The sequence below is a fragment of the Budvicia aquatica DSM 5075 = ATCC 35567 genome, from assembly GCF_000427805.1.
GTDB classification, from domain to species: Bacteria; Pseudomonadota; Gammaproteobacteria; order Enterobacterales; family Enterobacteriaceae; genus Budvicia; species Budvicia aquatica.
The window spans coordinates 110,085-122,736 of record NZ_ATYS01000009.1 but is presented as its reverse complement, the minus strand read 5'-3'; the positions used below and the strand labels follow the sequence as shown (position 1 = coordinate 122,736).

Annotated in this window: 10 protein-coding genes; 6 read left to right on the top strand and 4 right to left on the bottom strand. The window is 45.0% G+C overall.

The annotated features are described in order from the left end of the window. Positions 1-89: 89 nt before the first annotated feature. Positions 90-1,319, bottom strand: a complete 1,230-nt coding sequence (locus YWE_RS26725; protein WP_211230993.1) for a dicarboxylate/amino acid:cation symporter — start codon at positions 1,317-1,319, stop codon at positions 90-92. A 762-nt stretch (positions 1,320-2,081) separates the two neighbouring features. Here YWE_RS26725 and allS point away from each other — a divergent pair. After that, positions 2,082-3,020: an HTH-type transcriptional activator AllS gene (allS, locus tag YWE_RS0105725; protein WP_029093657.1), complete on the top strand. Its 939-nt coding sequence runs from the start codon at positions 2,082-2,084 to the stop codon at positions 3,018-3,020. Positions 3,021-3,080: 60 nt separating this feature from the next. Here the strand turns inward: allS and YWE_RS0105720 are convergent, their stop codons facing one another. Beyond that, entirely contained in the window at positions 3,081-3,896 is an 816-nt protein-coding gene (locus tag YWE_RS0105720; protein ID WP_029093656.1) for a VanW family protein, read from the bottom strand. 455 nt (positions 3,897-4,351) lie between these two features. On the opposite strand from YWE_RS0105720, the gene YWE_RS0105715 reads away from it, so the two are divergent. The 3 genes from YWE_RS0105715 to ade all read left to right on the top strand — a co-directional run bounded on the left by YWE_RS0105715 (position 4,352) and on the right by ade (position 9,342). Further along, positions 4,352-5,674: an NCS2 family permease gene (locus YWE_RS0105715; protein ID WP_029093655.1), complete on the top strand. Its 1,323-nt coding sequence runs from the start codon at positions 4,352-4,354 to the stop codon at positions 5,672-5,674. A gap of 15 nt (positions 5,675-5,689) precedes the next feature. Continuing rightward, entirely contained in the window at positions 5,690-7,495 is a 1,806-nt protein-coding gene (locus YWE_RS0105710; protein WP_029093654.1) for an adenine deaminase, read from the top strand. A gap of 113 nt (positions 7,496-7,608) precedes the next feature. After that, entirely contained in the window at positions 7,609-9,342 is a 1,734-nt protein-coding gene (gene ade, locus YWE_RS0105705; protein ID WP_029093653.1) for an adenine deaminase, read from the top strand. Positions 9,343-9,453: 111 nt separating this feature from the next. On the opposite strand, the gene YWE_RS0105700 is transcribed toward ade, so the two are convergent. Next, positions 9,454-9,666 (bottom strand): YccJ family protein, encoded by a 213-nt coding sequence (locus YWE_RS0105700; RefSeq protein ID WP_029093652.1) that lies wholly within the window; start codon positions 9,664-9,666, stop codon positions 9,454-9,456. Between the two features lie 278 nt (positions 9,667-9,944). On the opposite strand from YWE_RS0105700, the gene yqhD reads away from it, so the two are divergent. Next, positions 9,945-11,102 carry an alcohol dehydrogenase gene (gene yqhD / locus YWE_RS0105695; protein WP_029093651.1) on the top strand — a complete coding sequence of 386 codons (1,158 nt, stop codon included), beginning with the start codon at positions 9,945-9,947 and terminating at the stop codon, positions 11,100-11,102. A 79-nt stretch (positions 11,103-11,181) separates the two neighbouring features. Here yqhD and nikR read toward each other — a convergent pair whose 3' ends face one another. After that, complete coding sequence (gene nikR / locus YWE_RS0105690; RefSeq protein ID WP_029093650.1) at positions 11,182-11,637, bottom strand: nickel-responsive transcriptional regulator NikR; 456 nt, start codon at positions 11,635-11,637, stop codon at positions 11,182-11,184. Between the two features lie 386 nt (positions 11,638-12,023). Here nikR and YWE_RS0105685 point away from each other — a divergent pair, with 386 nt between their 5' ends. Beyond that, entirely contained in the window at positions 12,024-12,614 is a 591-nt protein-coding gene (locus YWE_RS0105685) for a phosphatase PAP2 family protein (protein WP_029093649.1), read from the top strand. Positions 12,615-12,652: the final 38 nt, after the last annotated feature.

The following is a 12,652-nucleotide window of genomic DNA, read 5'->3' as shown; positions in this document are numbered from 1 at the left end:
TTTATTCTCAAGGCGTATATATTGGACTGCGGACGAAACTCGCATTGAGACTCAATAAAACGGCTTTGCCATCAATCGAGTCTCTGCTATCAGTTACCGCTGTTCAACGCAATGTCCGCACTCTTTCCATCAAAAATATCACGATCAAATTCATCTTCACCAACGGCGATAATCAACGCAATCAGCGCATCATCAACCACGTTTAATACCGTGCGGAACATACCTGAGAACCAATCAATACCGGCTAATAACGCGATGCTTTCCAACGGTAATCCCATTGAAGGTAAAACAATGGCTAAAGCAACCAGGCCGCCACCGGGCACGACTACCGTGCCCAGCGTCGCTAATGTAGAAAGAACAATAATCTGGATCAGAAAAACCAGAGACATTTCGAGATGGTAAAACTGAGCCAGCGTAATGCAGGAAATCGCCAGAAACAGTGACAGTCCGTTACTGTTCAGCGCCATACCCAGCGGATTAACTAACTGAGAGATACGCTTGCTGACGCCAATTTTTTGTTCTGAATCTTCCATCTTCACCGGTAAACTGATAGCGGATGACGTTGTGGTAAACGCAACAACCCCCATCCGCCAAACTTTACCCGCCAGCTTTAGCGGGCTTACCTTGGCATACATTGCCGTTAGGGTAATAAAAAGAAACAGAATAATGACCGTTCCCACTGCCATACAGATAAGGAACTTCATCAATGGCACCATCACCTGTAGACCAATGGTTCCGGTTACCCAGGCTAATAGTGCAAATATCCCTAACGGGGCCATCTTCATAACCAGCTTAACGACCCCCAAAATAATAATATTGAAGGTTTTAATCGAATCCAATATCCGTTTATCATTGGTATTATGGCTATATAAACTTAGGGCCATACCAAAAAGTAAAGAAAAAACAATGCATTGAATCATATTGCCGGCAGTCATGGCCTCTATAATATTTTTAGGAAAAAAGTTCACAACCATCTCATAGATGGTTTGTTGCGGTGCCACAATATCGGTAGCGGAGGTCAATTTAACGTCAATGCCCGCTCCCGGCTGAATGATCTCAGCTAAAATAATGCCGATAATGGCGGAAATAACGGTAGAGATCATAAATAAAGAAAATATCTTGCCGCCCAGCTTACCTAAATCCTTAGGCGCTATCTGGCCGACCGCTTCAATAACGGCTCCCATGACTAATATAACAACCGTCATTTGTATCAAACGCAGGAAAATATCACCAATCGCGCGAATATTACCGATAGCCGGACCTACCACGATTCCTGATACAATTCCGAGTACCATGGCAATCATAATCATTGTGGTCATTGATATATTTTTTATCTTCATTATTTTATCGCTCACTCAGATACTAATGATACATTCAGATTTCAGCGTTGATTATTGTTCTGATTGTTCATAATTTGATTAACTAGATAATTTAAATAAATCAGAATAGGCGATAGACTCGATTCAGCTATAAGTGTGCCGTTTCTCATTGAAATAATCCTTCCCATAATTATTTTCTTGGCGACATATTAACTAAACGCAGATATAAAATATTAGCGGTATTACACACTTTCAAAAATAAATGATATTGATAAAAAAATATTGCTATAGGTAATTTAATTAATAAGTTTATTTTAATAATTAAGCAAACCCCAATAAGAACAATAAGATATATTTAAATTAAAATATCGAGAGCGATATCTGCAATAGCAACAGCCACAATGCCACTTATTAACCACAAAATAAATGGTACTATTTTAATGTGTGATATATGACCCATTTTCATAGCCAAGAACCCGCTTAATTTACTTGATATCTACCGCTGCTGCTTTACTATTTATAACTTGAGCTTACTGGTTGTAACAACTTCATTATATTCCTCTGGAGTTTATTATTTTAATTATTTTCGGCCCGCGTCAGACGCCATTTAGAATAAATACACTCATTGCTTGATGTTAATTTGCGACGCAGCTCATAACAACTGATTAGACCAATCGAAAAAAATGAGCTTTTATGATACTAAAGAGTCTGGAAAGCGAGCACCTGCAGCGACAACTTGGCGAAAAACCATAAGGCTATTTAATGTTAGATCACGATACTATCCGCTCATTTATTAAAGTTGCCGAATGCAGTAGCTTCTCTAAGGCAGCAGAACTGCTGCATAAAACTCCCGCCGCCATCAGTTACCGCATAAAAACGCTGGAAGACGACGTCGGTACCCAACTTTTTTTACGTACAACCCGCAGCGTTTCCCTTACGCCCGCGGGGCTACACTTACTAGACCAGTGCCGGATGTGGCTATCGTGGCTAGACAGCGTTCCCAATGAACTGCGGCAAATCACCGATGGCATTGAGCGGCAGGTCAACATTGTTGTGAACAACCTGCTGTATAACAATGAAAGCTGCGCCGCCCTGCTGTGTTATTTGCATCAAAAATTTCCATTTACCCAGTTTCAGGTTTCCTGCCAGATCTACATGGGCGTTTGGGATAATCTACTGTATGGCGATTGCCAGTTAGCTATTGGTGCCACCGGCAGCGAGTCTCTGTCGAATAATATTAATATTCTCTCCCTTGGCGACGTTGAGTGGATCTTTGTTATGTCGCCGAACCATCCGTTAGCCAAAGGAGCGGATACGCTAACGGAAGAGATGATGCGACCTTATCCGGCTATCAACGTTGAAGATACCTCAAAAAATCTCACTAAGCGCGTCGCCTGGCTACTTCCGGGGCAAAAAGAAATTAAAGTGCCCGACTTAGACAGCAAGCTGCAGTGCCACCTCAACGGGCTCGGCGTTGGTTTTCTACCGCGTAAACTGTGCCAACCTTATTTAGATTCGGGCCAGTTAATTACTAAGAATATCCAAAACAGCCGCCAGCCTTCTCAGCTATCACTTGCATGGAATAATGAGAAAGACGGCCAAATAGTGCAGCATATCGTTTCACTGTTTGAAACAAACGATCCTTTGATTAAAGGGTTTTTAGATTTGATTACGCCGGGAAGCGCTAAAAGTAAGGTTTAATCACATCGATGAAGGGCTGGCTTTCAGCTTTGCCCTTCATTCCAGCCAGCTGTCCGTCACTTACTCTATCCGCGCCTCTGCGACATCATACTTCACGATCACATCATTCTGATATAAGCACTCGGAGTGCAACACTATGGGTTCCTGACCTTTAGTTGATATATCCCGCCAAATTTCATTTTGCCGGTAAATACGTTTTCCTCTACCAACAAAACGATGCGCTTTCTGATAAATATGATATTTCACCGTACGAGGCTTGGAGCATAAAAGCTCCCCTTCCAGCTGATGTTCAGCCACGTTAAATACCAGTTGGAAGCTATCTTCGGTCGGATTATGCAACACTAAGTCAATGTAGTTATAAAATATCGCCGCACCGGAACCAAAGGGCAGCACCCGCCCTTCATCAGGAAAAGGGTCAAAGCTATGATTTGCCCGTTCAATCACCACCAGCGGTGAATGCATCGCCATCCAGTGGATTAAATTACTCAGTTGGCAAATCCCTCCGCCAATCCCGCTGCGAGCTTCACCAAATGATAGTTCCATGCCCTCAACAAATCCCCGCTCACGGCTGGGCTTTCCGACTAACTGACAGAAAGAAAAGTATTCCCCCGGGCCGATAATAATGCCACCGATAGCCTCAGTAGCCAGACGCAGGTTAATCACTTTGTTATGTTGCAAAGCAATATCACTATCACCTAATTGACGAATAAGTTTTGAAGTATGTTTGATAAAACGATGGTCCAGCCGTTGATCCGGCCGTTTCTCTTGTGCATAACGGCGAGATGAGCATGCCCACGCCAAACGGCGAAAAATCCGTTTTTGCTGAACTCTTAACCAGTAAAGAATCGGATGATAGCAAGATAAAGGCTTGCGCATAACGTTAGTCCATTAATCACAAATAATGTCCGCCAGATTAATCGGTTACTGTGTGTTTTATATGAAGTCTGAATAACGATTACCTACCGTTGCATTGTTGATTGTCAGTCGTAAAAATTTTTCTGCCATAAAATCGCCCTTCAAACCATCAAGTTTCCTTGCTGTATCAACTTGCTGCTTGTCTTCGATAAAACACGGATGAAACTTTAATCTCAAGAATGTTAAGCAAACGATTGCAATTTCAAGTAAACGATTGCTATGATACACCACATAATAAGTACCACGATTTACCCGGCTCGTTTTTAACCTTTAAATTTCAGTTTTATATACCCCTTTTCTATACGGTTGTGCCGCTACACTTTAAAATGTAGTGGCCTTTTTGGTTTTTATAAAATACTGAAATTTATCAATTTAATTAATGATTGTTCAGTCTCTGGAGAAAGCAAGTGTCTGATATTGCTACCAATGCACCGATAACAAAGCGTTCATTGTTACAACGGGTATTTAAACTGGAAGAGCACGGTACTACGGTCAGAACTGAGCTTATTGCCAGCTTCACGACCTTCATCACCATGGTGTACGTTATCTTTGTTAACCCACAGATCCTCGGTGCGGCCGGCATGGATATGAAAGCGGTTTTCGTTACAACTGCGCTTATCACCGCAATCGGTTGCATATTAATGGGGCTTATTGCCAACCTACCGATTGCCGTTGCACCCGGTATGGGTATCAATGCCTACTTTGCCTATGTTTTGGTTGCCGGTATGGGTCTGGCATGGCAAACCGGTATGACCATTGTCTTTCTCGGCGCCGTGGGGTTTTTCTTATTATCGGTGTTTCGCGTCCGTTACTGGATGGTCTCCAACATCCCCCTCTCCTTACGCATTGGTATCAGCAGCGGCTGTGGTTTATTAATTGCGCTGATCGGACTTCATAATGCCGGCATCGTTGTTGCGAATCCCGATACTATGGTGGCGATTGGCAATGTGAAATCCATTCCTTTTGTCTTAGGTAGCCTGGGCTTTTTGCTGATTGCGGTTCTGGCCTATCGCGGCCTGCATGCTGCCGTATTGATCTCTTTTGCGGTAGTCACATTGATTGGCTGGCTGCTGGGCGATGTACAGTATAAAGGGGTGATGAGCACGCCACCGGATATTTCGCCGGTTTTTGGTCAGCTTGACTTGAGCGGCGCGCTGAATATGTCGCTGGCCGGAATCATTATTTCGGTGATGCTGATTAACTTGTTTGAGTCATCCGGCACCCTGATCGCCGTCACGGACAGAGCCGGACTAGCCGATGACAAAGGCTGCTATCCCAACCAGCAAAAATCATTGTGCATTGACAGTATCAGCTCCGTCGGCGGCGCCTATATGGGTACTTCAGCCGTTACTGCCTATATCGAAAGTACGTCTGGCGTAGTAGTCGGCGGCCGCACGGGCTTAATGGCCGTCGGCGTTGGCGTGCTGTTTCTATTTGCCATCTTCTTTTCACCGTTGGCCGAAATGGTGCCTGGTTACGCCACCGCCGGCGCGCTGATTTACATTGGCGTATTGATGATTTCTGACTTAACCCGCATTGACTGGCACGATTTAACTGAAGCCGTTCCGGCCTTCGTCGCCACGGTCATGATGCCATTTAGCTTTACCATCACTGAAGGTATTGCCGCAGGATTTGTTGTTTATTCATTTATGAAACTGGGTACTGGCCGTTGGCGTGAAATATCCGCCTGTACGGCAGTAATGACTACTTTGTTCCTTGGACGTTATATCTTTTTATAAATTGGAGTATTTGGGATGTTACAAGAAGACTTACGTGAAATGATTGATGCTGGCGCGGCTAAATTCCCGGCGGACATCGTTATCTGTAATGGCCAATTGGTTAATGTTAACTCAGCGGAAATCTATCAGGCTGACGTTGCGATTTATCGTTCACAAATCGTTGCCACCGGTGACGTATCTGAATATATCGGCCCTAATACCCAACGCATTGATGCTACCGGTAAATATCTGGTTCCCGGACTGATCGACGGCCACCTTCATATTGAATGCAGTAAATTGTCGATGACCAGCTTTGCTAAAGCGGTTGTTCCACACGGTACCACCAGCATCATTTCCGGCCTTGACCAGTATGTCGTGACTTCCGGTCTGGAAGGCGTGCGTGAAGTGTTAGACGAAATCGATATGGGGCCGTTAAAAGTATTCTGGGGCCTGCCGTTTATTACCCCTTATACCCTGCCACAAAGCAACGTTGGTTTTAACGTGACGGCAGAAACCCACCGCGAAGTTCAGAAGTGGCCAGAGGTTTTCGGCGTATGGGAAACCGTATCCGAGTTTGTCGAAAACCAGCACGATGACGTAATGAAAGCCATTGAGCTGGCGCGTGAAAATCGCCTGCCGGTATTCGGCTGCGCACCAATGACCCGCGGTAAAAAACTGAACTCGGTACTCTGTGCCGGCCTTCGCCTTGACCACGAGAGCTATGACCATCAGGAAATGATGGAAAAAGTACGTAAAGGTATGTACGTGCTGATTCGCGAATCGTCTATTTCTCACTTTATGCGTGAGAACCTGAAAATCGTTACGCATCTTAATCCGCGTATTTCACGCCGAGTTAGCTTCTGTACCGATGACGTTATTGCCTCAGACATCATGGCTAACGGCCATATGGACAAGCTAATTCGTATGGCTATCTCCTGCGGTGTTGACCCGATGACCGCGATTCAGATGGGGTCAATTAACTCAGCTGAAGCTTATCGCATTGACCACTTGGTCGGTTCAATCTCTCCGGGACGCTTTGCCGATATCCTGTTAGTCGAAGATCTGTGCAAATTTGAAATCGATACCGTTATCGCCAAAGGTAAGCTAACCGTAGAAAACGGAAAAATGGCTTATGACCTGCAGCCACCGGTGCGAAGCGCAACCTTACTACAAAGCATGAAGCTAAATCCGGTGTCTGCCGATGATATGAAAGTGCGCACCGAGCTGGATGCCGATCGGGTGCACGCCCTGTCATTAGACGTTGACTTCAACGTTCCTTTCGTGCGTAAAGGACGCAATGTTGAGCTGAATGTGGTCGACGGCGTCGTTCAACCTGACGTTGAAAATGACGTACTGTATGCCACCGTTGTTGAACGCTTTGGTAAAACAACGACCAAACCGGCGGTTGGCTTCTGCTCCGGCTGGAAACTCAAAGCCGGTGCAATGGCCAGTTCATGTGCTCCGGATGATAACAACGTTATCTGTATTGGCACCAATTCAGAGGATATGGCGTTAGCGGTTAATCATTTAGCGGAAAACGGCGGCGGACAGGTTATTATCCGTGACGGAAAAGTCTTAGGATTCTTACCTCTACCAATTTGCGGTATTGTCTCCGACCTTGAGCCCGATGTTATGGCTGCGGAAGAAGAGAAACTGCTGCAATTAGCCAGAGAGCTAGGCTGTGACCTACCGGATCCACTGTTTTATATGTGCTGTCTGCAGATTACAGCCATACCTGACTATGCAATCACTGATTTAGGTGTGATTGATTTCCACCAGCAGAAGACCTTTGACCCTGTGCTGAGATGTGGCTGTAGCCATGGGAAATTGCATAAGCAATAATTGCCGGCGATAACTAAAGCGGCGCTACGGCGTCGCTTTAGTTTTATGATGCAATAATTTGATTTGTCCAGATAAAATTCAACGTACTAAACAGTAACTTTCAGAGGTATAAAGTGAGCGATAAAGCCCAATTGGCAACACTAATTGATATGGCGGCGGGACGTATTCCTGCTGATTTACTGATTGTAAACTGTAAAGTGGTAGACGTATTTAACCAAACGCTGATGGATGGTCCTTTAGCTATCGGCGGCGGAAAGGTTATCGGCTGTGGTGACTATCAGGCTAAAGAGATTCTGGATGCTAAAGGCGGATATGTGATGCCGGGCCTGATTGATGGACATGTGCATATCGAGTCATCATCGCTGACACCACCTCAGTTTGCCCGTTGTATTCTGCCTCACGGCACCACCACGATTATTGCCGATCCGCACGAAATTGCCAACGTCTGCGGCCTGGACGGTATTCGTTATATGCTGGACTCTTCGCGCAATTTGCCATTAAACGTTCGCGTTATGCTACCGTCCTGCGTTCCGGCGACGCCGTTTGAACAGGCCGGCGCCATTCTGGAAGCCGAAGATTTAGAACAGCTGATCGACTATGACGGCGTTTTAGGCCTGGGCGAAGTGATGGATTACCCGAGCGTAATCAATCACTCTCCGTCAATGATGAATAAAATCATGATGGCCCGCCGCCACGATCGCGTAATTGACGGCCATAGCCCGGGCATGAAAGGCAAAGACCTGACCGCTTATGTGATGAGCGGCGTAATGACTGACCATGAGTGTAGCCGTCGTGAAGAGATGATCGACCGCCTGCGGTTAGGCATGTACGTGCTGTTGCGTGAAGGTTCAACCTGTAAAGACTTGCTTAACCTGATCCCGATGATTACCCCGGCAAACTCACGCCGTTGCGTTATGTGCACCGACGACCGCGAACCGTCAGACATTCTGTCTACCGGCCATATTAATAAAAGTCTGCGCCTGGCGGTTGAAGCCGGGTTAGATCCATTAATGGCCATTTCTATGGCGACGCTGAACGCTGCCGAATGTTTCCGTTTACGCGGTAAAGGTGCGTTAGCTCCGGGCTATGATGCTGATATTCTTATCGTCGATAACTTAGAACAGTTTAATGCCAAGCACGTCTTCACGGAAGGTAAAGAAATTGCCCGTGATGGCCAGATGCTGGTTGAAATTGAAAATATTATTCCGGATACCGTACTTAATACGGTTCGGTTAGCACCGTTAACCGTAGACAACTTTAAGCTGCCGTTAACCAGCAATGTGGTACGGGCTATCGGTGTTAAGCCGCGCAGCGTTGTAACGCTAAATCTGGAGTTGCCGGTGGTTGCCGATGCCCAAGGGTTATTTAACGCTGAGCTCAATCCCGGTTTGAATAAGTTAGCCGTTATTGAACGCCATCACGCGACCGGTAATATGGGGTTAGGCGTGTTATCTAACTATGGTCTGAAAGGCGGCGCTATTGCTATTTCAGTTGCCCATGACTCCCATAACATCGTTGTCGTCGGTGATAATGATGCCGATATGCTGACCGCCGTTAAAGACGTAGAGTCTATGGGGGGCGGTTTCACGCTGTGCCGTAAAGGTGAAATTCTAGCCCATCTGCCATTACCGGTAGGCGGACTGATGTCAGATAAAAGCGCTCAGGAAGTGGCCGAACAGATCGAACATATGCTGAAAATTGCTCATAAAGAATTTCACATCAATGAGAACATCCAGCCATTAATGACGCTGGTATTTATGACATTACCGGTAATCCCGGCATTGAAACTGACCTCAACCGGGTTATTTGATGTGACTAAGTTCCAGCCGGTCGAAGTGTGTGTCTGATAGCGGTGAATCGCTAAGCGGATAAACCAGAGGGCAGAGTACGTCACACCGACTCTGCCCTTTTCTTATCTGATATGGAATCAGATCAACATATATTAAGCGATACCACGATTAAACGTTTTTACGCTCAATCATTTCCTCACCCCAGAACAACCGATCTTCATCAGTTTTACTGAAAGCAATCACTAAAACCTCATCATTGCCCTCTTCCCAAATTTGCTGAGCAATCACTTCGTCATTGCCCGCAATCTGAAAAATAGCCTCTGCAATTTCTACAGACGTCTCGCGAACTTTGGCCCATTCTTTGATTTTCAAATCATGCATTTCAGTTCCTCCGGTTAACTACTAAGTAAAAGTGTAGTCCTGTTAATCAGTAATTGATATTGATTTGAGGTATTGATAAGCCACTTTCTTAACGCAAATTCTGTTATCAACGTATCAAACACCATCCGCTATTGAATTACACATTTACATTAATCCCACACATCCTTGCGATCGATTTATGGTAATGTTACGGGTATAGCATATTGACTTAACGCTTTTATCAATGTCGGTTAATCCTTATATTTCCTATCTATAACCTACAGTCAGGGTCTATTATCATGAATAATTTCAGCTTACATCTCGCAACGAAAGTCCTATTTGGCGAAGGTCAGATTGCACAGCTTCCTACGGTTATCCCCTCCGATGCCCGCGTATTAATCACCTACGGCGGCGGCAGCATTAAGCGTAACGGCGTTTTGGAGCAGGTACATAACGCACTTAAGGGTTATACCTTATTTGAATTTGGTGGCATCGAACCCAACCCAACGTATGAAACATTGATGAAAGCCGTGGAAGAAGTTCATAACAACAAGATTGATTTCTTGCTGTCCGTGGGCGGTGGGTCAGTATTAGACGGCACTAAATTTATTGCAGCAGCGGCTGACTACCTCGGTGAGCCGTGGGAAATTGTCACCAGCCGCGGCAAAAAAGTGACTAAAGCGATACCGATTGGCTCAGTGTTAACCCTGCCGGCGACGGGTTCAGAAATGAACGATGGCGCAGTCATTAGCCGTCGTGAGACCGGTGATAAGCAAGCCTTTATGTCAGAACACGTTCTGCCTAAGTTTGCCATTCTAGACCCGGTAACTACCTACAGTTTACCACCACGTCAGGTGGCTAACGGCGTAGTTGACGCCTTTATTCATACCATTGAGCAATATCTGACTTATCCGGTTAACGCCAAAGTTCAGGACCGTTTTGCCGAAGGCCTGCTATTAACCCTGATTGAAGAAGGCCCTAAAGCGCTAAAAGATCCGGAAGACTACGCCGTGCGGGCAAATATTATGTGGAGTGCCACTATGGCGCTGAACGGCTTGATTGGTGCCGGCGTACCGCAAGACTGGACGACCCATATGCTGGGCCATGAATTAACCGCTATGCACGGTTTAGACCATGCCCAAACGCTGGCCATTATTCTTCCTGCCGTAATGCGCGCTAAAAAACAGCAGAAGCGTGAGAAGTTATTACAATATGCCGAGCGCGTATGGGATATCCGTTGCGGAACGGATGATGAACGAATTGAAGCAGCAATTGTTGCCACCGAACAGTTCTTCCAGCAAATGGGCGCGCCGACCCGCTTATCTGACTATCAGTTAGACGGTAGCACTATCCCGGCACTGGTGAAAAAATTGGAAGAGCATGGCATGACTAAGCTGGGTGAGCGTCAGGACATCACATTGGCTGACAGCCAAAAGATTTACCAGTCAGCTATCTGATACGCTTGTTTGATAAAATAGCGCCGACCTGAGGCGTATACTCAATACGCTTCAGGTTAATTTGAATTCAATAAGACCGTTATTCATGTTCGTCAGAATGGCCGTGGTGATGTCCGTCTTCGCCATGCGCAGTCGAATTATCCGGCACCATAATCAGTTTACCGTAGCGAACGCCCCGTTCAGTAATCACCTGCTCAGCCAGACGCTCTACTTCATCAGTATTTCCCTTCAGCATGGAAACCTCCATACAGCTGCCATGATCAAGGTGGACATGAAGACTGGCCAACGTCATATTATGCTGGTCATGAAACGTTCGGGTTAATCGTTTAGATAACTCTCTGGACTCGTGATCGTAAACATAGACCAGTGCGCCTACGCAAGGCGGATTCCCTTCAACGCTCAATGATGAATTCTGAATGCCGGTACGGGTTAAATCTCGTATTGCTTCAGAACGGTTCTGATAATTTTTCTGCTTGATAATCTTGTCGATCTCTTCCATTAGATCATCATCAATAGAAATAGTGATACGATGCATCGCCGCTCTCCGTGGGATTAAAACCGCCTAATTCAGAAATTCCATCATAGCGATAAATAGCCAACGCGTCGAGATCGCTTCCCTATCTAAAACTATTAACCAAATATTTACATCTGGTTTAAATGTGAGATTTTTTATCTAAAATATATTTATGTTGTCTATTTAGCCAATATATAACAATCCAAAAATCAGCGTTTTTATTTAATCAATTCATTGTAAATGAAATAACTTTTCACAGCTTGATACAAATAACCGCACATTTGGTAAATGTTTTCAAAGAACATGGATACCCAAACAGAAGTAACTTATATATTATTGGTCTTAATTACCCTACGACATCACCACTGATTGATATATCAGTATCATTACGGTTAAAGGAATAACAAGTGAGCACTATAGATTACATTATCAACCTGATTTTAAGCGGAATTCTTATTGTCGGTATCTATCAGTTCTACTTCTTCACCCAACGGAACGCTATCAGAAAAGCAAGATCATTTCATTCTCCGATCGACGAGAAAATACCCTTCTGGCCCATTTGGTCTTGGGTTTATAGCTTTTTATACTATCCGGCTATTCTATATATCAACTGGATAGTCGAAGATCATCGACAATTTGTTATTATCGTCTTTAGTTATACCGTACTGTTAGTTATGCAAATGTTCTTTTTCATGTTATTTCCAGTTTCAACGCCCCCTCACTGGAGAACGATGAATACCGGAAAGAACTTATCAGAACGCTTTCTATTATATGTACAAAAATTTGATGACTCATCAAACTGCTTCCCGAGCATGCATGTTTCAGTGGCAACCTTAACGGCTTTATTGGCATTGAGCACTCTGGGTCCTTGGGTATTTATGTTCCCGCTATTAATTGCGCTGTCATGTATGTTTACCAAACAACATTACCTAATCGACCTGCCAGCCGGAGCACTACTGGGTTGGGTTGCCTTTCAGGTTTACTGCGCCGTTATGTAATATCGACTAAGCCGGTAGCTTTACTGTTACCGGCTCTA